This is a genomic window from Murinocardiopsis flavida (genome assembly GCF_003014485.1).
GTDB lineage: Bacteria > Actinomycetota > Actinomycetes > Streptosporangiales > Streptosporangiaceae > Murinocardiopsis > Murinocardiopsis flavida.
On the sequence record NZ_PYGA01000006.1, the window covers coordinates 114,503 to 135,330 of the forward strand.

Consider the following 20,828-nt stretch of genomic DNA (forward strand, 5'->3'; position numbering starts at 1 on the left):
GACGGCGGCGCGCTATCGCAGCACCCGCACCGCCCCGGGCACGACCTCGCAGGTCAGCGGCAGCGACGCCAGGGGCTCGCCGTCGGCGTGGGCCTCGACCTCCGTGTCGGCGCTGATGGTGATGCGCTTGCCGCGCAGCACCGTGACCTCGTCGAGGTCGACGTGGGAGCCGGTGAACACCCGCGGGAAGAACCGCAGCAGCCGGGCCCGGCTCGCCGCGCGCACGAACACCACCTCCGCGAGGCCGTCGGCGGGGTCGGCGCCGGGGCAGATGCGCATGCCGCCCCCGTAGCTGTCGGTGTTCCCGACGGCGACCAGGACGCCCTCGGCGGAGAGGACGGTGCCGTCGACGTCCACCCGGAACGGGATGGTCGCGAGCGTCCGCAGCTCGGCGAGCGTGCCCACCACGTAGCTCGCCCGCCCCATCCGCAGCGGGAACGCGCTGACGCGCGCGTTCACCCGCGAGTCGAAGCCGCACGCGAGCACGCTCAGGAAATGCCGGTCGCCCACGCGCACCGCGTCGACGTCGGACACCGCACCCGCGATGATCGCCTCGGCGGCGTCGCCCGGCGCCCGCGGCAGGCCGAAGGACCGCGCGATGTCGTTCCCGGTGCCCGCCGCCACGACACCGAGCGGCACCCCCGTGCCGACCACCCCCTGCACCGCGGCGTGGACCAGGCCGTCGCCGCCCACCGCCACCAGCGCGTCGGGGCGGCGCGCCGCCATCTCCCCCGCGAAGCGGACGCTGTCGGCCGCCGAGCGCCCCGCGGCGATGGTCACCCGGGCGCCGTGCGCCCGCAGCGCGCGCACCAGGCTCATGGCGGCGACCCCCGCCCGGCGGCTGCCGGAGGCGGGATTCACGAGGAGGGCGATCCGAGGGGTCATCGGGTGCGGCCGATCTACGGGGGGAGTGAAAAAAGGGGGGCCCGGCGCGGCCGCGCCGGGCCGCCGACCGCGCTACTGGGGGTCGGGCCGCCGGTTCAACGGCGACGGCACCGCGTGGACGTCGACCTCGCCGCGCTGGATCGCGATCTCCGCGGGGGTGAGGTACTCCTCCGGGATGTCGAACTCGCCGTCCTTGGCGCCGAGGACGAACGCCTCCCACTCCTGCGGGGTGAAGAACAGGATGCCTTTCTCCGGTGCCTTGCCGTCGCGCACCGCCCGGAAGCCGTCGTCGAACTTCGCGACCTCGACGATGGCGTCGGAGTCCTCCTTCGACAACGAGGACCGGTACCACACGGCGTCGGTGGTGTCGTGCCACTTCTCGTTGCCCATGGCCTCGGGCGGCAGGTCGCGCCGCGCCGAAGGCTCCGCGGCGGATTGCCCGTCGGACTGCTCACTCATCACTGGCCTCCACTGCCGCCTCGACTGCACACACCGCACGGCGCGCGGTCGTCCCGGCGCGCCGACGAACCATGACCTTAGCGGGTCGACGTCGCGCCCGGGGCGCCATCTGCCGATTCCTCCGCAATCTCCGACATCTCGTCGTCGTCCAACCCGGCGAAGGGGTCGCCCTTGCCCCTGCGGCGGTCGTTCAGGAACGCGATGAGCTCGGCGATCTCGAACAGCACCACGACGGGGATGCCGAGCGCCATCATGGTGAACGGGTCGCCGCCGGGTGTGGCGATCGCGGCGAACACGAACGCCAGGAAGATGATCATCCGCCGCCACTTGGCGATGGCGCTGTGCGGCAGCACCCCGATCATGTTCAACAGGACCACGATCAGCGGCAGCACGAACGCCACGCCGAACACCACAAGCATCATGATGATGTAGCTGAGGTAGTTGTCGATCGTGATCATCGGGGTCGTGCCGGCCGGCGCGAAACTGAACGTGATCTGCATGCCCTTGGTGGCGATGTAGTACGCCAGCGCCGACCCGCCGAGGAACAGCGGCACGGCCGCCGCCACGAACGCGTAGGTGTAGCCCTTCTCCCTGCCGCGAAGCGCCGGGGCGACGAACGCCCACAGCTGGTACAGCCAGAACGGCGAGGACACCAGGATGCCCGCGATCAGCCCCACCTTGAAGTACAGGAAGAACGCGTCGAACACGCCCGTGAAGATCAGCCCGCAGGCCTCACCGGGGCGGTCGCCCCGCACCTCGGCGGGCAGCTCGCAGTAGGGGCCCTGGAGGAAGTCCCACAGCGGCTTGAACTGCCACAGCCCCACACCGAGGCCCGCGCCGACGAACAGCAGCGCCTTGACCACCCGGTTGCGCAGCTCGCGCAGGTGGTCCATCAGCGGCATGCGCCCCTCGGGGTCGACCTGCCGCCGGAAACCCTTCACCCTCATGCGCGCTTACCCACTCCGCCCCGCACCCGATCCGACCCGTCCTCCCGCAGATCAGCCGCCGTGCGAATACCGGCTGGGCTCGCCCTGCTCGTTCACGATGCGCTGGCCCGCCGGAAGCTGGCGGTACTCCTGCTGCGGCGAGCCCTGCTGGGGCTGCTGCTGCGGCTGCGCCTGGTTCTGCGGCGCCGGGGTGTCGGACGCCTGGGCCTGCTGCTCCTTGGCAGAGCCGTCGTCCTCGTCCTGGAGGCCCTTCGCCTCGGCCTTCAGGATCCGCGCGCTGCGCCCCATCGACCTGGCGAGGTCGGGGAGCTTCTTCGCACCGAACAGCAAGAGGGCGATGACCAGCAGGATCAGGATTTCGCGGGGACCGAAGCCCATTGTCTCAAACCTCTCTTCAGGGGCGCAGGCTGCACCACCGATGCTACGCCCTGTGCGGGCGGGACTCACGGGTGCCCTGCCCCGCTCGGCGGCCGACCGCCGCCGAGGCCCGCGCCACCGCGGCGTCGAGCACGCGCAACTGCCGCACCATCGGCACCGCGCAGGCACCGACGGCGAGCACACCGGCCACCATCACCGCGGCCAGACCGAAGATCGCGATCATGCCCCAACACTACTCGGTCGACTCCGAAACGGCAGCGGCGCAATCGTGAACCGGACCTGACCGTAACCCGAACGGGGGCGGATCGTCACCCCTCGTTCGCGGCGAGTGCGCGCCGCGCGTCGGTGCGCACCCGCTCGGCCAGCCCCGCCGGAGAGAGGACGCGGGCGTGCCGCCCCAACCGCAGCGCCAGCCGCCGCACCCAGTCCGGGGCGGGGGTCCGCAGGGTGACCCGCAGCCGGCCGTCGGGCTCCTCGCGCACCTCCGAGCAGACGTACTCCTCGCTCACCCACCGCGCCTCGGGCGCCAGCAGCAGCACCACCTCGGCGTCGGCGGCCGAACGCTGGAGGACGCCGTCGCTGAGGTCGCGCGGCCGGGCGTCGGCGGGGACCTCGGCCGCCACCGGGAGCACGGTGAGGTCGAGCACCCGGTCCAACCGGAAGAACCGCACATCGGACCGCAGCCGGCACCAGCCCTCGAGGAACGGCTCGCCGTCCTGCACCAGCAGCCGCATCGGGTCGACGTCGCGCTCGGTCACCGCGTCGGCGTAGCCGCTGAGGTACCGCAGGTGCACCCGCTGGCCGGAGCGCAGCGCCGACTCGGCCCGCGCCTGCAACTCCCGCACCTGCGGGCTCATGTCGACCCGCACGCGCACCGAATCGGCGAGCTCCGCGACCGCGGACCCCGCGGCCGACCGCAGCTTCTCCCCCGCCCGCTTCAACGCGTCGGAATCGGCGGCGCCCGCCATGTCGCCCAGCAGCTCCAACCCCACCACCAGGGTCGCCGCCTCGTCGGCGGTCAACCGCAGCGGCTCGGCGAGGGTCTCGGCGTTGCCGATGATGATCTCGCCGGTGGCCTCGGCCGCCTCCAGGTCGACCTCGATCAGGTCGCCCGGCGTGTACCCCGGCAGGCCGCACATCCACAGCAGGCTGAGGTCCTTCAGCACCTGCTTCTCCGTCAGCCCGAAGTACTCGGCGACCTCGCCCACCCGGACATCGCGGCCGTGCGCGTAGGGGACCAGCAGCAGCAGCCGCCGCAGCTGCTCCGCCGACGCCGCGCCCTTGCGCGCAGGGGCCGCCTCGACGGGGCCCGCCGGGGCGGCGGCCGCCTCCGCAGGCAGCGCCCGCTCGGCCACCGGCCGCACATGCTCCAGCACCGCCGCCCGCAGCTCCGGAGGGTCCTCCACGACCACGGCGGCGCCGAACTCCGCCACGCGGCCCACCATCCGGCCGAGATCGGAGTACGCCAGCTCCACGAGGTCCCACCCCGGGCCCTGCTCGGGCCGTGCCCCCGGCACGATGCGCAGCGCCCGGCGGCGCAGCGCGTGCCCGGCGTCCGGGCGCACCCGCAGCGCGGCGAGCCGCGGCGGCTCCGCGCTCTCGCCGCTGACCAGCGACCGGACATCGGCACCCTCGGGCACCACCACCGGCGGCCCCGACGTCAGCGTGCGCACCTCGCCCACGACCCGGCCCAGCCGGAAGACGCGCCGGCTCGCCCGGTCGCGGTCATAGCCCGCCACGTACCAGCGGCCGCGGTAGTTCACCACCCCCCAGGGCTCGACCTCGCGGCGCGACACCGAGCGGTCGGGCTTGCGGTAGTCGAACTCGATCGGGCGGCGGTCGCGGACCGCCTGCCACACCGGGAGGAACGCCGGCTCGTCGGGGCGCAGCACCGGGATGACACCGGGCGCGTCGCCGGTGTCGATGGGCACGCCCGCCGCGCGCAGCTTCAGCAGCGCGCCCGTCGCCGCCCCGCCGAGCGCGGCGTGCCGCCAGGCGCGCGCCGCCAGGCCCAGCACCGCGGCCTCGTCGGGCAGCAGCGCGATCTCCGGCAGCACGTACTCCGACCGGGAGATGCGGTACCCCTCCTCGTCGGCCCAGAGGTCGCCGCCCCCGGTCTCGACGGGGATGCCGCTGTCGCGCAGCTCCTTCTTGTCGCGCTCGAACATGCGCTTGAACGCGGCGTCGGAATCGGCGTCCTCGTACCCGGCCACCATCGCGCGGATCTGCTGGGCCGTCAGGAAGCGCCGGGTCGCCAACAGGCAGATCACCAGATTCAACTGCCGTTCGGTCTTCCTGCGCGACATCGCCGAACACCCTTCCCCGCACACCCGATCCCAGTCAGGCAGAACGCTACCGCGCCGGGCGGCCCGGGACGACGAAACGGCCCCGACCGGACACTCCGGCGGGGCCGCTGCTCGGTGCGGCGGGGCCGCTACTCCTTCTTGGCGTCGTCGTCCTTCGGGTCGGCCTCGGACTCGGGCTTGCCGCCGCCCTCTTCGTCGAGCGGCGGTGCGCTGTCGAGCGAGCCCAGGATGTCGACCACGAACACCAGCGCGCCTTCGGGCGCCTGCTGCTTCGCGGCGTCCTTGCCGTACGCCTTGTCCTCGGGCACGGTCAGCAGCACCCGGCTGCCGACCTTCTTGCCGACCAGCCCTTCGTCCCAGCCCTTGATGACCTGGCCCCCGCCGATGAGGAACGCCGCCGGAACGCCGCCCTTCTTCCACGTGGAGTCGAAGACCTTGGAGTCCTTCCAGGTGACACCCTTGTACTGGGCCACGATCTGCTGGTTCTTCTCGACCTTGGGGCCGTCGCCCTCGATGAGGTCGACCGACTCGACGTCCTTGGGGGGATCGGAGTCGGGGACCTTGATCTTCGGCTCGCCGGCGTCCTTCGCGGTGACCGTGGGCATGCCGTCCTCGCCGCCGTCGGTGGCCTGCTCACCGCGGAGGGTGTCGCCCTTGCCGTACCGGCCCTGGATGTCGACCACCGACACCGAGGAGCCCTTGGGCGGCGCCGGCTGGCCCGGCTGGGCCTGCTGCGGCGGGAACACGTACACCACCCGGCTGCCCACCGGGTTGTCGACGAGGTCGCGGCGCAGTTCGTCGGGGATGGTCGCGAGGTCGAGCAGCACCGGGGTCTTCTTGTCGTAGGTCGACTGCGCCTTCTTCGTCTTGCCCTTGCCGGTCCAGGAGTAGTCGACGACGTTCGCGACGATCTTGTCCTCGGGCCGGACCAGCGCGCCCTCGCCCGCGCCCTTCTTCACGACCCCCGAGATCTGCTTCTTCGGCGGGGAGATGTCGGGGAAGTCGAGCTTGGGCTCCTCGCCGACCTTGCCGGTGACCTTGGGCAGCCGCTTGTCGACCTTCTCCTCCCCGATCTTCATGAACGCCGGGGTCTTCCAGTCCTCAGGGATCGAACTGCACCCGGAGAGCAGCAGCATGGCGGACAGGGGCGCCGCAAGAGCGGCCGCAGCACTACGGCGCATAAGTCACTACCTTCGGAAATCAGGCTCGGGTTCGGGCGACACACTACCGAATGGGTCCACCCATCCTGGCCCGTCGGGGTTAGAGCCCAGTAAGAGGCCGCCGCCGGGCACCGGGCCCGGCGGCGGTGCCTCACATGCCCGCGATGAGCTTCTCGACCCGCTCGTCGACCGACTTGAACGGGTCCTTGCACAGCACCGTGCGCTGCGCCTGGTCGTTCAGTTTCAGATGCACCCAGTCGACCGTGAAGTCGCGCCGCTTCTCCTGGGCCTTGCGGATGAACTCGCCGCGCAGCCGCGCCCGCGTGGTCTGCGGCGGCACCGACTTCGACTCGAAGATCTTCAGGTCGCCCACCACCCGGTCCATCTCCCCGCGCCGCTGCAACAGGTAGAACAGGCCGCGCTCGCGGTGGATGTCGTGGTAGGTGAGGTCCAGCTGCGCCACCCGCGGCGACGACAGCGACAGGCCGTGCTTGGCGCGGTAGCGCTCCAGCAGCTGGTACTTCGCCACCCAGTCGATCTCGCGCGCCACAAGGTCCAGGTTCTGGGTCTCGACCGCCTCGAGCGTGCGCTGCCACAGCTCCAGGACCCGCTTGCCGGTCGCGTCGACACCGTTGCGGTCGCAGAACGAGCGCACCTTCTCCAGGTACTCCCGCTGGATCTCCAAGGCGCTCGCCTCGCGGCCGTTCGCCAACCGCACCTTGCGCCGGCCCGTCATGTCGTGGCTGACCTCGCGGATGGCGCGGATCGGGTTCTCCAGCGTGTAGTCGCGCATCACCACGTTCGCCTCGATCATGCGCAGCACGAGGTCGGTGGAGGCCAGCTTCAGCAGGGACGTGGTCTCGCTCATGTTGGAGTCGCCCACGATGACGTGCAGCCGCCGGAACCGCTCGGCGTCGGCGTGCGGCTCGTCGCGCGTATTGATGATCGGGCGCGACCGGGTGGTCGCCGAGGACACGCCCTCCCAGATGTGCTCGGCCCGCTGGCTCACGCAGTACAGCGCGCCCCGCGGGGTCTGGAGCACCTTGCCCGCACCGCAGATGATCTGCCGGGTCACCAGGAACGGGATCAGCACATCGGCGAGCTTGCCGAACTCCCCGTGCCGGCCCACCAGGTAGTTCTCGTGGCAGCCGTAGGAGTTGCCCGCGGAGTCGGTGTTGTTCTTGAACAGGTAGATCTCGCCCGCGATCCCCTCCTCGTGCAAGCGCTGCTCGGCGTCGACCTGGAGCCCCTCGAGGATCCGCTCGCCGGCCTTGTCGTGCGCGACGAGGTCCAGCAGGCTGTCGCACTCCGGAGTGGCGTACTCGGGGTGACTGCCGACATCGAGGTACAACCGGGCGCCGTTGCGCAGGAACACGTTGCTGCTGCGCCCCCACGACACCACCCTGCGGAACAGATAGCGCGCCACCTCGTCGGGCGACAGCCGCCGCTGCCCCCGGAAGGTGCACGTGACGCCGTACTCGTTTTCCAATCCGAAGATCCGACGGTCCATGCGGCCACACCACTCCCGTCCCACGGCGCCGCGGCGGGTGCACCGCGGCGCGTCCACGACTCCACACTAGTGACCGGCACGGCGGCCGGCGATGGACCGCCGGCCGCGCCGCCGGTCAGTCGTCGGACTCCTCACTGCCGGAACCGCCGGAGGTACCGGAGGTACCGTCCTCGGCGCCGGCCGAGTCCGCCTCCGCCGCCGCGCCGGAGGCGGCGGAGCCGCGCGACTCCTCGATCAGCCGCTCCAGCCGCGCGCCCTGGATCCGCCGGAACTTGCGGTGCTCCATCCGCGTGCGGTCGAGCAGCGCGACCTCCAGGCTGGACGACTCCAGTTCGCGGCGCTCGCCGTTCTCGTGCGCCAGGGCGTGCATCGCGGCGCCCAGCGCAGCCGACAGCGAGGCGCCCTTGGTGTAGCGGTCCTTCAGCGCCGCGCTCACGGCGTCGGCGGAGCCGCCCATGGCGAGGTAGTCGCGCTCGTCGACCACCGAGCCGTCGTAGGTGATGCGGTAGATCTGGTCGAGCTCGATGGACTCGCCCACCTCGGCCACCACGATCTCGACCTCCCACGGCTTGCTGCTCTCGCTGAACACCGCGCCGAGGGTCTGGGCGTAGGCGTTGGCGAGCATCCGGCCGGTGACGTCGCGGCGGTCGTAGGAGTAGCCGTGCACGTCGGCGAACCGCACCCCCGCCACGCGCAGGTTCTCGAACTCGTTGTAGCGGCCCACGGCGGCGAAGGCCACCCGGTCGTACAGCTCACTGATCTTGTGCAGGGTCCTGGACTTGTTGTCCGCCACCAAGAGGATGCCGCCGTCGTACTGCAAGACGACGGCACTGCGGCCGCGCGCGATTCCCTTGCGCGCGTAGTCCGCTTTGTCCTTCATGCTCTGTTCGGGCGAGACGTAGAACGGCATCGACACCGCGGATCGTTCCTTACTAACTGGAGGCGAGGCTCTGAAAACCCGGGAGAAACGAGTCAGCGCAACGGCGCGTTCGGACCGTCGGGGCGCCGCGAGCGCTCGGTGACGACCCGCTCGGCCACCGCCGACACATCGCTCTCGGGCAGCCGCCGATGACCGTCGTCGGTGATGACATCGACCAGGGGGTAGATCTTGCGGTAGACGTCGGGCCCGCCGGTGGCGGAGTCGTCGTCGGCGGCGTCGTAGAGGGCCTGGAGCGCCACCACGACCGCGTCGTCCTGGGTGAGGTCGTCGCGGTAGAGCTTCTTCAGTGAGCCCCTGGCGTAGACCGAACCCGACCCGATGGAGTGGTAGCGCTGCTCCTCGTAGCGCCCGCCCACGGGGTCGTAACTGAAGATGCGGCCGGTGTCGTCGGCTTCGTCGTAGCCCACCAGCAGCGGGACGACCACGAACCCCTGCATGGCCATGGCGAGGTTGCCGCGGATCATGGTCGCCAAGCGGTTCGCCTTGCCCTCCAGGGACAGCGACCGGCCGTTGTTCTTCTCGTAGTGCTCCAGCTCCATCTGGAAGAGCTTCGCCAGCTCGATGCCGATACCGGCGGCGCCCGCGATGGCGACGGCGGAGAACTCGTCGGCGCGGAACAGCTTGTCCATGTCGCGGTTGGCGATGACGTTGCCGGAGGTGGCCCGCCGGTCGCCGGAGAGCACGACGCCGCCGGGGAAGGTCATCGCGACGATGGTGGTGGCTTCGGGGGTGAGTTGCGCAGCGGAGCCCTGGGGAAGGTCGCGGCGCCCCGGCAGCAGTTCGGGGTGGACCGCGCCGAGAAAGTCCATGAACGACGAGGTACCCGGATTCATGTAGGCCGCGGGCAGTCGCCCGCCTCCCTCGAATGCTTCAGACACGCGACTCCCTTCGCTGGCACCCCGGGCCCGGGAGGACCGGCCGGGATGCGACGGGTGACCAACAACTGCCGACGCGATCGACCCTACTGAGCACCAAGGACGATCGTGTACTCCCCTGTCTCCTATCCGCTCTCGGCGAACCGCGGATCCGGAATCCGTTCCATGCGCGAATCCGGCCGTCTCTCGTCTCCGCCGGAACCCTGCGGCAGCCTTCGTCCGGCCTCGGACTCCGCGCTGCCGAATGTCCGATATGTCTTACTCGCCCCCTTTTTGTACGAATTGCCGGACAAAGTCTTCCGAATTCGACTCGAGCACCTCGTCGATCTCGTCGAGGATGTCGTCGACGTCCTCGTCGAGCTTCTCGTTGCGCTCCTGGGTCTCGGTGCTCGCCTCGACCTCCTCCACGTCCTCGTCGGAGCGGTGGGCGTGCTTCTGTCCGCCGGTGTCCTTGCTGGCCATCTCCGCAACCTCCCGTTCGGGGCTCTCGCCCTAATAGTGGCCATTCAGCGCCGGGCTCAACCTTGATCACGGCGCATCATTTTGGGCACGCTACCCCGTGCCCGACCGTACAGACGTTCCCACCGCGCCAGGGTGGCGCACGCCATACGGCATCGCCTCACATCGAGTAGTCGGCATGCAGCCCATGGACCCGAGGACCGGCCGGATATCAGCAGGTGAGCACCTGTCGGCGGGATCCCCGGGCGCCACGGCCGCGCGCCGGCGGCCCGTTCCCCGTGGCGCCGCGGGCACCGGCGTCCGTCCACCTATCAGGAGGAGCAGCACTGTGAAGATCACCGACGTCAAGGTCATCGTCGCGTCCCCCGGCCGCAACTACGCGACCCTGAAGATCACCACCGATGACGGGCTGGTCGGGTGGGGCGACGCCACCCTCAACGGCCGCGAGCTGGCCGTGGCCGCCTACCTGCGCGACCATGTGGGCCCGCTGCTGATCGGGAAGGACGCGCACCGGATCGGCGACATCTGGCAGTACCTGTACCAGGGCGGGTACTGGCGGCGCGGCCCCGTGACGATGACGGCGATCGCCGCCGTGGACGTCGCGCTGTGGGACATCAAGGGCAAGGCCGCCGGGCTGCCCGTGTACCAGCTCCTCGGCGGCGCCGCGCGCGACGGTGTCACGGTGTACGGCCACGCCAACGGCGCCGACGTCCCGGAGCTGCTCGCGGACGTGCAGCGGTTCGTCGACGCGGGGTACCGGGCGGTGCGGGTGCAGACCGCCGTCCCCGGCCTGGAACGGACCTACGGCATGGGCGGCAACAGCACCGACGTCACCTACGAGCCGGCCGACGGCGCGCTGCCGAGCGAGCACGTGTGGGAGACCGGGCCCTACCTGGACCATCTGCCGAAGGTGGTGGCGGCGGTGCGCGCGGAGTTCGGCTATGGGGTGCACCTGCTGCACGACGTGCACCACCGGCTGTCGCCCATCGAGGCGGGGAGGTTGGGCCGGTCGCTGGAGCCGTACCGGATGTTCTGGATCGAGGACGCGACCCCCGCGGAGGACCAGGAGGCGTTCCGGCTGATCCGGCAGCACACCACGACCCCGCTGGCGGTGGGCGAGGTGTTCAACTCGATCTGGGACTGCCAGCACCTGATCACGAACCGGCTGATCGACTACATCCGCACGTCCGTCTCGCACACCGGCGGCATCACGCACCTGCGCCGGGTGTTCGACCTGGCGCACCTGTACGGGGTGCGGTCGGGGTCGCACGGAGCGGGCGACCTGTCGCCGATCTCGTTCGCAGCGGCGCTCCACCTCGACCTGGCGATCCCGAACTTCGGGATGCAGGAGTACATGGGGCATCTGCCGCCGTGGGACGAGGTGTTCTCGGTGGGCTACGAGTTCGCCGACGGCCTGTTCCACCCCGGCGACGCCGCCGGGCTCGGCGTGGACTTCGACGAGGCCGCCGCCGAGCGGTTCCCGTACGAGCCGAGGTACCTGCCGGTAAACCGGCTGCGCGACGGCTCGATGCACGACTGGTAGCCGGTGCGCCGGGCCGGCGCGGAGCCCCGCGCCGGCCCGGCCGGGCTCAGCCGCGCCCGCCGGAGAGCGCCGCGACGAGGTCGGCCGCTGTCGCGCAGCGGTCGAGGAGGCCGCCGACGTGCTCCTTGGTGCCGCGCTGGGGTTCGAGGGTGGGGACGCGCTGGAGGGAGTCGTACCCGGGCAGGTCGAATATGACGGAGTCCCACGAGGCGGCGGCGACGGAATCGGAGTACTTGGCGAGGCAGCGCCCGCGGAAGTAGGCGCGGGTGTCCTCGGGCGGTTCGGTGATGGCGTGCTCGACGTCGGCGGGGTCGAGCAGGCGCCGCATGCGACCGCGCGCGACCAGCCGGTTGTACAGCCCGCGCTCGGGGCGGACGTCGGAGTACTGGAGGTCGACCAACTGGAGGCGGTGGTGGCCCCAGCCGATGTCGTCGCGCGAGCGGTAGCCCTCGAGGAGCTTGAGCTTGGCGACCCAGTCGAGCTGGTCGGCGAGGCGCATGGGGTCGTCGTCGAGGGTGTCGAGGACGCTCTGCCAGCGGGTGAGGATGTCGGCGGTGTCGGGGGCGACGTCGGCGCCGAATCGGTCCTCGACGTACTTGCGCGCCTGGTCGAGGTACTCGCGCTGGATCTGGACGGCGGTCATGCGGCGGCCGTCGCGCAGCCGCGCGGTGTGGGTGAGGCCGGGGTCGTGCGAGAACGCGCGCAGGTCGGCGACCGGGGTCTCCATCGACAGGTCGACGGAGAGGAAGCCGTCCTCGATCATGGCGAGCACGAGCGAGGTGGTGCCGAGCTTGAGGTAGGTCGAGATCTCGCTCATGTTGGCGTCGCCGATGATGACGTGCAGCCGCCGGTATTTGTCGGGGTCGGCGTGCGGCTCGTCGCGGGTGTTGATGATGGGCCGCTTGAGGGTGGTCTCAAGGCCGACCTCGACCTCGAAGAAGTCGGCGCGCTGGCTGATCTGGAACCCGGGGTCGCGGCCATCGGCGCCGAGGCCCACCCGCCCCGCCCCGCACACGACCTGGCGGGACGTGAAGAACGGGACGAGGTGCCTCACGATGTCGCCGAACGCGGTGGAGCGGCGCATCAGGTAGTTCTCGTGGCAGCCGTAGGACGCGCCCTTGTTGTCGGTGTTGTTCTTGTAGAGCTGGATGGGCTCGGCGCCGGGGACGGCGGAGGCGCGTTGGGCGGCGTCGGCCATGACGTGCTCGCCGGCCTTGTCCCACAGCACGGCGTCGCGCGGGTTGGTGACCTCGGGCGCGGAGTACTCGGGGTGGGCGTGGTCGACGTAGAGGCGCGCGCCGTTGGTGAGGATGATGTTGGCGAGGCCGAGGTCCTCGTCGGTGAGCTGGGTGGGGTCGGCGACCTCGCGGGCGAGGTCGAAGCCGCGTGCGTCGCGCAGCGGGTTCTCCTCCTCGAAGTCCCACCGGGCCTTGCGGGCTCGTGCGGCCGTCGCCGCCAGGTAGGCGTTGACCACCTGGGTGGAGGACACCATCGCGTTGGCACCGGGGTTGCCGGGGACGGAGATCCCGTACTCGGTCTCGATGCCCATGATCCGCCGAACACTCATACTCCGAAGAGTATCCACCGGCGGCGACTCTTCAATGCTGCCCGCGCGATTGTGGCCGAAGTGCCGTCCCGCCGGGCGCGCCGCGCCCGCCCCGGGACCCGGCTCCAGGGGGCCTGCTCCGTGGGCCTGCCCCGGGTGCCCGCACCGGGCGCAGGCTCCGGGATCCCCGCTCCGCGATCCTGCTCCGGGCGCCCTCCGCCCCCTCTCCCGGACGGGCCGCCCCCTCCCCCGGACGGGAGGGCCGGGGGTGCGGGAGGGCCGGCGGCGCGGTCCCCGGCGCCCCGGCGGACGGCGGCGCCGGTGTCCCGGCCGCGCACCGGCTGAGGGACTCCGGGACGCGGGGGTTGACCTGGAGTGCGCTCCAGATCCCAGACTTCCGGGCAGCGCCCGCATTCAGCGGGCGGGCGACGGGAGGATCCCCATGAAGTACCGCACCATCGGCACCGCCCCGGAGACCCGCCGCGAGGTCAGCGTCCTCGCCCTCGGCGCGATGCTGTTCGGGTCGAGGACCGACGAGAAGACGTCCTTCGCGATCCTGGACCGCTACGTCGAGGCCGGGGGCACCTTCATCGACACCAGCGACAACTACGCGTTCTGGGTCGACGGCGGCCAGGGCGGGCACAGTGAGGAGCTGCTGGGCCGGTGGCTGCGCAGCAGCGGCGCGGGCGGCGAGGTGGTGATCGCCACCAAGCTGGGCGCGCGGCCGCTGGCGCCCGGCACCGGCTTCGTCGACAACCCGGAAGGTCTGTCGGCGAAGGTGATCAGGGAGGCCGCCGAACGCAGCATGGAGCGGCTCGGAGTCGATCGGCTCGACCTGCTGTACGCGCACATCGAGGACCGTACGGTGACAGTGAGCGAGACCGTAGAAGGCTTCGCCGCTCTGGTCGCGGAGGGGACGGTCGGCCTGCTCGGCGTGAGCAACCACGCGGTGTGGCGGGTCGAGCGGGCCCGCGCGGTCGCCGCGGCGGCCGGTCTGCCGGGGTACGAGGTCGCGCAGTACCAGCACAGCTACCTCCGTCCGCGCTCGGACGTCGCCACGCCGATGTTCCCCGACGGGAACCTCGGCTCGGCGGGCGCCGAGATGACCACCTACCTGCGCGCCGAACCCGGGATGACCCTGGTGGCGTACTCGCCGCTGCTGGGCGGCGCCTACACGCGGGAGGACCGGCCGCTCCCGCCGGACTACGACCACCCGGGCACACCGGCCCGGCTGGCGGTGCTGCGGGAGATCGCGAAGGAGACAGGGGCGAGCCCGAACCAGGTGGTCCTCGCGTGGCAGATCGGCGGGAACCTCCCCATCATCCCCTTGGCGGGCGCGTCGTCGGTGGCGCAACTGGAGGAGAACCTCGCGGCGGTCGACCTCGACCTGACAGCGGACCAGAGGGCCCGCCTGGACGCCGCCCAGTAGCCAGGACGCCTCCCCCACCCCGGCCACGAGCGGTCGGCGGCGCCCGGTGACCGCGCGCCCCGGCGGAACCGGTGTCCTGGAACGCGAAGGGGCCCGCCGGGTTGCTCCGGCGGGCCCCTCACTGCGCGGTCCTACAGGTACTGGCCGGTGTTGGCGACGGTGTCGATGGAGCGGCCGGAGTCGGCGCCCTTCTTGCCGGAGACCAGGGTCCGGATGTAGACGATGCGCTCGCCCTTCTTGCCGGAGATGCGCGCCCAGTCGTCGGGGTTGGTGGTGTTGGGGAGGTCCTCGTTCTCGCTGAACTCGTCGACGCACGCCTGGAGGAGGTGCGCCACGCGCAGGCCCTTGGCCTGGTGCTCGATGAACGCCTTGATGGCCATCTTCTTGGCGCGGTCGACGATGTTCTGGATCATCGCGCCGGAGTTGAAGTCCTTGAAGTAGAGGACTTCCTTGTCGCCGTTGGCGTAGGTCACCTCGAGGAAGCGGTTCTCCTCGGTCTCGGTGTACATGCGCTCGACGACCCGCTGGATCATGGCGTCGACCGCGGCCTGCTCCGAACCGCCGTGCTCGCCGAGGTCGTCGGCGTGCAGCGGCAGGCTCTTGGTGATGTACTTCGAGAAGATGTCCTTGGCCGCCTCGGCGTCGGGGCGCTCGATCTTGATCTTGACGTCGAGCCGGCCGGGCCGCAGGATCGCGGGGTCGATCATGTCCTCGCGGTTGGAGGCGCCGATGACGATGACGTTCTCCAACCCCTCGACCCCGTCGATCTCGCTGAGGAGCTGGGGCACGATGGTGTTCTCGACATCGCTGGACACCCCGGACCCGCGGGTGCGGAAGATGGAGTCCATCTCGTCGAAGAACACGATGACGGGGTTGCCCTCGCCCGCTTTCTCGCGGGCGCGCTGGAAGACCAGGCGGATGTGCCGCTCGGTCTCGCCGACGTACTTGTTCAGCAGCTCGGGGCCCTTGATGTTGAGGAAGAAGCTCTTGCCGACATCGGTGCCGGTGCGCTCGGCGACGCGCTTGGACAGCGAGTTGGCGACCGCCTTGGCGATGAGGGTCTTGCCGCATCCGGGGGGACCGTAGAGCAGGACGCCCTTGGGCGGGCGGAGCTCGTGCTCGTAGAACAGCTCCTTGTGCAGGTAGGGGAGTTCCACGGCGTCGCGGATGAGTTCGATCTGGCCGCTGAGTCCGCCGATGTCGTTGTAGGCGATGTCGGGGACCTCTTCGAGGATGAGCTCCTCGACCTCGGACTTGGGGATGCGCTCGTAGGCGTAGCCGGAGCGCGATTCCAGCAGCAGGGAGTCGCCGGCGCGCAGCGGTGCGTCGCGCAGCGGCTCGGCGAGCCGGATGATCTTCTCTTCGTCGTGGTTGGAGATGACGAGGGCGCGCTCGCCGTCCTCAAGGAGCTCCTTGAGCATGACGACTTCGCCGACGGTCTCGAACGAGCTGGCCTCGACGATGTTGAACGCCTCGTTCAGCATGACCTCCTGGCCACGCTGGAGCGCGTCGACGTCGACGGAGGGGCTGACGTTGACGCGCATCTTGCGCCCGTTGGTGAAGATCTCCACGGTGTCGTCGTCGCGCGCCTGGAGGAACACGCCGAATCCGGACGGTGGTTGGGCCAGCCGGTCGACCTCCTCCTTGAGGGCGACGATCTGGTCGCGGGCCTCCTTCAGCGTTGAGACGAGGCGTTCGTTCTGCCCGTTCGCGGCCGCCAGGCTGGCTTGCGCCTCGCGGAGCCGGTCTTCGAGCAGCCGCACGTGGCGGGGAGAATCGGCGAGCTTCCGCCGGGCAACGCTGAGCTCCTTCTCCAGGTAGGAAACCTGCGCGGTCAGGTCTGCGACTTCACGGTCGCGCTCGGCTTGACTCTGGTCGTCGCGGTCGGCCACGTCCGCCACCTCCCTATGAAGAGGACGACTACTCGGAACCCTACCTATCCACGGACTATTCCTAACCTGTCCGCGGGTTGCAGTGTCGTAGGGCCCTCTGTTCGATCTTGTAAAGACCTAGCTCATCCGGGGGCGGACACGCCAGGCGTAATGAGAAAGTAACGTCCTGTCTATGCTCCGTGTCCGGATTCCGGGATTCTTGGCGCGCCGTCGGTGACCTCCTGGCCGGGGGCGGTCTCCTTGCCGTCGGTGACCTCCCGGCCGGGGGCGGCCTCCTTGCCGCCGGCGCCTTCCTGTCCGGGGGCGGTGCCCGCTGCCTTGAAGTCGTCGCCGTAGGCGCCCTTCGCGGGCCGGCGGCGGCGCTCGGGCACCACGGCGCCGTCGGCGATGCGCCGGGCGGTGACCAGGAACCCGGTGTGGCCGATCATGCGGTGGTCGGGTCGGACGGCGAGCCCTTCGACGTGCCAGCCGCGGACCATGGTCTCGAAGGCGTGCGGTTCGTAGAACGAGCCGTGTTCGCGCAGCGCCTCGACGATCCGCGAGACCTGGGTGGTGGTGGCGACGTAGGCGCACAGCAGCCCGCCGGGGATCATGGCCTTCGCGACGGGGTCGAGGCATTCCCAGGGGGCGAGCATGTCGAGGACGACCCGGTCGACCTCGGTGTCGGTGAGGCTGTCGGCGAGGTCGCCGACGGTGAGGGTCCACGCCGGGTGCTCGTGTCCGAAGTAGCGCTCGACGTTGGTGCGCGCGATGTCGGCGAAGTCCGCGCGGCGCTCGTAGGAGGACACCCGCCCGGTGTCGCCCACGGCGCGCAGCAGCCAGCACGACAGCCCGCCGGATCCGGCACCGGCCTCGACCACGCGGGCGCCGGGGAAGATGTCGGCCTGCGCGAGGATCTGCGCGGCGTCCTTGGGGTACACGATCGTGGCGCCGCGCTTCATCGACAGGGTGAAGTCGGCGAGGAGGGGCCGCAGCGCGATGTAGGCGGTGCCGGAGGACGCGCGGACGACGCTGCCCTCGGGCTGCCCGATGAGCTCGTCGTGGTCGACGCGGCCCCGGTGGGTGTGGAACGCCGAGCCGGCGCGCAGGGTGATGGTGTGCATCCGGCCCTTGGGGTCGGTGAGCTGCACGGTGTCGCCGTCGCCGAAGGGTCCTCGGCGGCCGTGGATGCCGGTCACGTGTACTCGTTCCTCGTCTCGGAAAGCGGCTCGTTGCGGGGATGGACGGTCATTCAGCGTATCCGTCCTGGTGGGGGGTGACGTAATCAGCGGCGGGCCGCGCGCTCCACTAGGTTGAGGGGCACATCACAGCGGAAAGGCTGCACACGCGATGCAAGAGAATGCGCCCACGGTGGGGCTGGGGATCGACATCGGCGGGAGCGGGATCAAGGGGGCCCCCGTCGACCTGCGCACCGGTGAGTTCATCGTGGACCGGGTGAAGGCGGCGACCCCGCAGCCGTCGCTTCCGGCGGCGGTCGCCAAGACGGTCGCCGAGATCGCCTCGGGGTTCCCCGACCACGCGGGGCCGGACGCCCCCCTCGGTGTCACGTTCCCCGCGCCGATCCAGCACGGGGTCGCGCGCACCGCCGCCAACGTCGACCGGTCGTGGATCGGGACTAACGTCGAGGAACTGCTCGCCGAGGCGACCGGGCGCCGGGTGTGCGCGGTGAACGACGCCGACGCCGCCGCGGTGGCGGAGCACCGCTACGGTGCCGCCCGCGACGCCGACGGGGTCGTCCTGATGACGACCCTGGGCACCGGGATCGGCACGGCGCTGCTGGTGGGCGGCAGGCTGGTGCCCAACACCGAACTGGGCCACCTGGAGGTCGACGGGTTCGACGCGGAGACCCGGGCGGCGTCGAGCGTCAAGGACCGGGAGGGCCTGTCGTACGAGGAGTGGGCGACGGAGCGGTTGCAGCGCTACTACTCGGTGCTGGAGGCGCTGCTGTGGCCGGACCTGATCGTGGTGGGCGGCGGGGTGAGCCGGGACTCCGACAAGTTCCTGCCGCTGCTGCGGCTGCGGGCGCCGATCGTGCCCGCGCAGCTGCGCAACACGGCGGGGATCGTGGGCGCGGCGATCCTGGCCGCCGAGCGGACGGCCGGCTGACCGGCTGACGCGCGGCGAGGGGTCAGGCCGCGAGCAGCCGGACGATGCGGCGCGCGGCTCCGGCGGGGTCGGCGGCGGGGGTGAGGGGGCACAGGGCGGGACCGCTCTCACCGGGGTGGCGCAGCCACCACCACAGCCGGCCCCGGTGGGGGCGCAGCACGGCCTGCTGGACGCGGTGCGCGGGCCCGCCGCCGATGGCGTTGACCGCACCGACGGCGGGATCGGTGCGCGCCGCGAGGCCGCGGGAATGGAGTTCGACGGTGAGGCTGCCGGCGGCGTGCAGCCACGGAATTTCCGCGGAATCCGGCGAACCGGGCGAAAAGCGCGATGAAGAATTGTCAAGCGCGTGGCCGGGTGCGGCCAGTCTCGGCTGACCCGAAGGCGGGGTTTCCGGTGCCGCCGGGATGTTCATTCGCGCCGATCCTCCCGAATTCATGGGACTTCCGTCCCTTGACCCTGCCTTAGATCGGTGCTTTGGAGTACCGATATGCGGACCACGCATAGCGCAATTTCTTTTACACATAGCCACGCGTCGCAGGTGAAGTCCCTAATCTGGGCGCATGCCCCAGCGTGAAGGTGTTCTCCCCGCGGAGTTCTGGTCCCGGCCCGACCTCGCGGCGGCCCTGTCGACCTGCGACATGCCCGCGGTCGTCGCCGCGGTGCGCGAGGCCCGCGGCTGGTCGCAGGGCGAGCTCGCCCGCACTGTGGGGTACTCCCAGAGCTGGGTGTCGCGGGTGCTCAACGGCCAGCAGTCGCTGACCATCGACCAGGTCCGCGAGATCGCCCGGCTGCTGGGCATCCCGGTCCACCTGCTCCGCTTCTCCGGTACGGGCGGGCGCCCCGCGGCCACCGCCGCGCCGTCCCCCCGTCCGAGCGGGCGCGCCGGCGGCGCCGACCCCGCCCGGCGCCGCGAGAACGCCAAGGCCGCCGCGCCCCCCGTTCCGCTGCCCGGCGCGGCACCCGCCGGCAACGGCATCGACGAGTCCACCGCGCCGGCGCTGCGCGCCATCACCGGCGGGCAGCGCCGCCTCGACGCGTCCTCCCCCGCCCGCGACCTCGCCGCCGCCGCGGTCGCGCACCTCGACCTCAGCGGGCGCACCCTCAAGCGCGCGCAGCGCAGCCCCTTCGCCGCCCCCGTCGCCGCGGCGGCGAGCGAGGCCGCGGGGTTCGCCGCGTGGCTGCACGCCGACATGGGCGACCTCGGGTCCGCGCGCACCTTCTACCGCGCCGCCATCGCCCGCGCCCGCCAGGCGGGCGACGACCTGCTCGACGTGTACATGCTGGGCAGCCTCGCCGCGTTCGAGATCGACGCCGACGACCCCGCGCTCGGCCTCGGCCTCGCGCAGGAGGCCGGGCACCGGCTCGGCGAGGGCGCCCACCCCACGGCCCGCGCGTGGCTCTCCTGCGTCCGCGCCATGGCCCACGCCGGCCTGGGCGACGCCGCCGCCGCGCGGCACGCCGTCGCGGCGGCCGAGGCCGACGTCGCCCGGCCCGACAACGCCGAACCCCCGTGGCCGTGGGTCTTCGCCTTCGACGACGCCAAGGTCGCCGGATACCGCGCACTCACATCGGTGAAGCTGCGCGACCCCGGCTCCGCGCACGCCGCGTTCTCCGACGCGCTCGGCACCGCCCGGCCGGGCGGCAAGCACAGTGCGGTGCTGATGGTCGAGCTCGCGAGCGCCCGCGCCGACTCCGGCGACATCGACGAGGCGTTCCGGCTGGCGGGCGACGCCCTGCGCACCGGGGCGGCGTTCGGGTCCGAGCGCATCATCGGCCGGGTGCGCCGGTTCCGGCGCCGCTACGAGGGCCCTTCGGCGCGCTGCGTCAGCCGCTTCGACGACCAGCTCGCCGCCGTACTGACGGGGTCGACCCCGGCCTGACCCCGAGGGGGAGACGAGGAGGAGCAATGCGCATCGCCGTCACCGGGCACCGCGGCCTGTCCGCGGAGCTGCAAGACGAGGTCGCCGCGCGCATCCGCGCGCACATCGGCGGGGCCGGCCCCGGCACCGTGGGGCTGTCCTGCCTCGCCGACGGACCCGATGCGCTGTTCGCGCACGCCGTGCTCGACAACGGGGGCACGCTCGAAGCGGTGGTCCCCGCCAGCCGGTACCGGGCCGCGCTCCCCCACTGGCACCTCGACGACTACGACGCCCTGCTCGACCGCGCCGTGCGCGTCCACCGGCTGCCGAACGTCGAGTCGACCTCCGAATCCCACCTCGACGCCGGCCGGCACCTCGTGGAGCACTGCGACGAACTCGTCGCGGTGTGGGACGGCCACCCGGCACGCGGCCCCGGGGGCACGGCCGACGTCGTCGCGCACGCCCGCGCGCACGACCGGCCGGTCCACGTCATCTGGCCCGAGGGCGCGCGGCGCTGAAGGGGCGCCCGCGCCC

Annotated in this window: 20 protein-coding genes; 5 read left to right on the forward strand and 15 right to left on the reverse strand. The window is 71.5% G+C overall.

Going from position 1 to position 20,828, the window contains the following annotated elements:
• Positions 1-12: 12 nt before the first annotated feature.
• The 11 genes from CLV63_RS10690 to CLV63_RS10740 all read right to left on the reverse strand — a co-directional run bounded on the left by CLV63_RS10690 (position 13) and on the right by CLV63_RS10740 (position 9,922).
• A complete protein-coding gene (locus CLV63_RS10690) occupies positions 13-885 on the reverse strand; it encodes a diacylglycerol/lipid kinase family protein (protein ID WP_106582799.1) in 873 nt (290 codons plus the stop codon).
• A 72-nt stretch (positions 886-957) separates the two neighbouring features.
• Positions 958-1,344 (reverse strand): DUF397 domain-containing protein, encoded by a 387-nt coding sequence (locus CLV63_RS10695; protein WP_106582800.1) that lies wholly within the window; start codon positions 1,342-1,344, stop codon positions 958-960.
• A 77-nt stretch (positions 1,345-1,421) separates the two neighbouring features.
• Complete coding sequence (gene tatC / locus CLV63_RS10700) at positions 1,422-2,291, reverse strand: twin-arginine translocase subunit TatC (protein WP_342751378.1); 870 nt, start codon at positions 2,289-2,291, stop codon at positions 1,422-1,424.
• Positions 2,292-2,342: 51 nt separating this feature from the next.
• A complete protein-coding gene (gene tatA / locus CLV63_RS10705) occupies positions 2,343-2,669 on the reverse strand; it encodes a Sec-independent protein translocase subunit TatA (protein ID WP_106582801.1) in 327 nt (108 codons plus the stop codon).
• A 43-nt stretch (positions 2,670-2,712) separates the two neighbouring features.
• Positions 2,713-2,892 (reverse strand): hypothetical protein, encoded by a 180-nt coding sequence (locus CLV63_RS10710; RefSeq protein ID WP_106582802.1) that lies wholly within the window; start codon positions 2,890-2,892, stop codon positions 2,713-2,715.
• Between the two features lie 85 nt (positions 2,893-2,977).
• Complete coding sequence (locus CLV63_RS10715; protein WP_106582803.1) at positions 2,978-4,975, reverse strand: helix-turn-helix transcriptional regulator; 1,998 nt, start codon at positions 4,973-4,975, stop codon at positions 2,978-2,980.
• Between the two features lie 128 nt (positions 4,976-5,103).
• Positions 5,104-6,156, reverse strand: coding sequence for an FKBP-type peptidyl-prolyl cis-trans isomerase (locus CLV63_RS10720; RefSeq protein ID WP_106582804.1), 1,053 nt, complete (start codon positions 6,154-6,156; stop codon positions 5,104-5,106).
• A gap of 130 nt (positions 6,157-6,286) precedes the next feature.
• Entirely contained in the window at positions 6,287-7,645 is a 1,359-nt protein-coding gene (pafA, locus tag CLV63_RS10725; protein WP_106582805.1) for a Pup--protein ligase, read from the reverse strand.
• 115 nt (positions 7,646-7,760) lie between these two features.
• Positions 7,761-8,555, reverse strand: a complete 795-nt coding sequence (gene prcA / locus CLV63_RS10730; RefSeq protein WP_106582806.1) for a proteasome subunit alpha — start codon at positions 8,553-8,555, stop codon at positions 7,761-7,763.
• Between the two features lie 62 nt (positions 8,556-8,617).
• Positions 8,618-9,463 carry a proteasome subunit beta gene (gene prcB / locus CLV63_RS10735; protein WP_211301253.1) on the reverse strand — a complete coding sequence of 282 codons (846 nt, stop codon included), beginning with the start codon at positions 9,461-9,463 and terminating at the stop codon, positions 8,618-8,620.
• Between the two features lie 255 nt (positions 9,464-9,718).
• Positions 9,719-9,922 carry a ubiquitin-like protein Pup gene (locus CLV63_RS10740; protein ID WP_106582808.1) on the reverse strand — a complete coding sequence of 68 codons (204 nt, stop codon included), beginning with the start codon at positions 9,920-9,922 and terminating at the stop codon, positions 9,719-9,721.
• A 325-nt stretch (positions 9,923-10,247) separates the two neighbouring features.
• Between CLV63_RS10740 and manD the strand changes: the two genes are divergently transcribed.
• Complete coding sequence (manD, locus tag CLV63_RS10745; protein ID WP_106582809.1) at positions 10,248-11,462, forward strand: D-mannonate dehydratase ManD; 1,215 nt, start codon at positions 10,248-10,250, stop codon at positions 11,460-11,462.
• 46 nt (positions 11,463-11,508) lie between these two features.
• On the opposite strand, the gene dop is transcribed toward manD, so the two are convergent.
• Positions 11,509-13,029 (reverse strand): depupylase/deamidase Dop, encoded by a 1,521-nt coding sequence (gene dop, locus CLV63_RS10750; protein ID WP_342751379.1) that lies wholly within the window; start codon positions 13,027-13,029, stop codon positions 11,509-11,511.
• A gap of 421 nt (positions 13,030-13,450) precedes the next feature.
• Between dop and CLV63_RS10755 the strand changes: the two genes are divergently transcribed.
• Positions 13,451-14,437 carry an aldo/keto reductase gene (locus CLV63_RS10755; protein WP_106582811.1) on the forward strand — a complete coding sequence of 329 codons (987 nt, stop codon included), beginning with the start codon at positions 13,451-13,453 and terminating at the stop codon, positions 14,435-14,437.
• A gap of 131 nt (positions 14,438-14,568) precedes the next feature.
• On the opposite strand, the gene arc is transcribed toward CLV63_RS10755, so the two are convergent.
• Positions 14,569-16,338, reverse strand: coding sequence for a proteasome ATPase (arc, locus tag CLV63_RS10760; RefSeq protein ID WP_106582812.1), 1,770 nt, complete (start codon positions 16,336-16,338; stop codon positions 14,569-14,571).
• A 161-nt stretch (positions 16,339-16,499) separates the two neighbouring features.
• Complete coding sequence (locus CLV63_RS10765; protein WP_106582813.1) at positions 16,500-17,507, reverse strand: tRNA (adenine-N1)-methyltransferase; 1,008 nt, start codon at positions 17,505-17,507, stop codon at positions 16,500-16,502.
• Between the two features lie 151 nt (positions 17,508-17,658).
• Between CLV63_RS10765 and ppgK the strand changes: the two genes are divergently transcribed.
• Positions 17,659-18,435, forward strand: a complete 777-nt coding sequence (ppgK, locus tag CLV63_RS10770) for a polyphosphate--glucose phosphotransferase (RefSeq protein WP_106582814.1) — start codon at positions 17,659-17,661, stop codon at positions 18,433-18,435.
• A gap of 22 nt (positions 18,436-18,457) precedes the next feature.
• On the opposite strand, the gene CLV63_RS10775 is transcribed toward ppgK, so the two are convergent.
• On the reverse strand, positions 18,458-18,847 hold the full coding sequence (locus CLV63_RS10775) for a hypothetical protein (RefSeq protein ID WP_245928717.1): 390 nt from the start codon (positions 18,845-18,847) through the stop codon (positions 18,458-18,460).
• Between the two features lie 148 nt (positions 18,848-18,995).
• On the opposite strand from CLV63_RS10775, the gene CLV63_RS10780 reads away from it, so the two are divergent.
• Positions 18,996-20,315, forward strand: coding sequence for a helix-turn-helix domain-containing protein (locus CLV63_RS10780; RefSeq protein WP_106582815.1), 1,320 nt, complete (start codon positions 18,996-18,998; stop codon positions 20,313-20,315).
• 26 nt (positions 20,316-20,341) lie between these two features.
• Positions 20,342-20,812 carry a hypothetical protein gene (locus tag CLV63_RS10785; protein ID WP_106582816.1) on the forward strand — a complete coding sequence of 157 codons (471 nt, stop codon included), beginning with the start codon at positions 20,342-20,344 and terminating at the stop codon, positions 20,810-20,812.
• The last annotated feature ends 16 nt before the right edge of the window (positions 20,813-20,828 follow it).

Bases quoted from the DNA above. Each gene is read 5' to 3' on its own strand.
- CLV63_RS10715 (WP_106582803.1), bottom strand. From the start codon at position 4,975: ATGTCGCGCAGGAAGACCGAACGGCAGTTGAATCTGGTGATCTGCCTG.
- CLV63_RS10785 (WP_106582816.1), top strand. From the start codon at position 20,342: ATGCGCATCGCCGTCACCGGGCACCGCGGCCTGTCCGCGGAGCTGCAA.
- dop (WP_342751379.1), bottom strand. From the start codon at position 13,029: ATGAGTGTTCGGCGGATCATGGGCATCGAGACCGAGTACGGGATCTCC.
- pafA (WP_106582805.1), bottom strand. From the start codon at position 7,645: ATGGACCGTCGGATCTTCGGATTGGAAAACGAGTACGGCGTCACGTGC.
- CLV63_RS10775 (WP_245928717.1), bottom strand. From the start codon at position 18,847: ATGAACATCCCGGCGGCACCGGAAACCCCGCCTTCGGGTCAGCCGAGA.
- ppgK (WP_106582814.1), top strand. From the start codon at position 17,659: ATGCAAGAGAATGCGCCCACGGTGGGGCTGGGGATCGACATCGGCGGG.
- CLV63_RS10695 (WP_106582800.1), bottom strand. From the start codon at position 1,344: ATGAGTGAGCAGTCCGACGGGCAATCCGCCGCGGAGCCTTCGGCGCGG.
- CLV63_RS10740 (WP_106582808.1), bottom strand. From the start codon at position 9,922: ATGGCCAGCAAGGACACCGGCGGACAGAAGCACGCCCACCGCTCCGAC.
- tatC (WP_342751378.1), bottom strand. From the start codon at position 2,291: ATGAGGGTGAAGGGTTTCCGGCGGCAGGTCGACCCCGAGGGGCGCATG.
- CLV63_RS10710 (WP_106582802.1), bottom strand. From the start codon at position 2,892: ATGATCGCGATCTTCGGTCTGGCCGCGGTGATGGTGGCCGGTGTGCTC.
- CLV63_RS10720 (WP_106582804.1), bottom strand. From the start codon at position 6,156: ATGCGCCGTAGTGCTGCGGCCGCTCTTGCGGCGCCCCTGTCCGCCATG.
- CLV63_RS10755 (WP_106582811.1), top strand. From the start codon at position 13,451: ATGAAGTACCGCACCATCGGCACCGCCCCGGAGACCCGCCGCGAGGTC.
- prcA (WP_106582806.1), bottom strand. From the start codon at position 8,555: ATGCCGTTCTACGTCTCGCCCGAACAGAGCATGAAGGACAAAGCGGAC.
- CLV63_RS10780 (WP_106582815.1), top strand. From the start codon at position 18,996: ATGCCCCAGCGTGAAGGTGTTCTCCCCGCGGAGTTCTGGTCCCGGCCC.
- CLV63_RS10690 (WP_106582799.1), bottom strand. From the start codon at position 885: ATGACCCCTCGGATCGCCCTCCTCGTGAATCCCGCCTCCGGCAGCCGC.
- tatA (WP_106582801.1), bottom strand. From the start codon at position 2,669: ATGGGCTTCGGTCCCCGCGAAATCCTGATCCTGCTGGTCATCGCCCTC.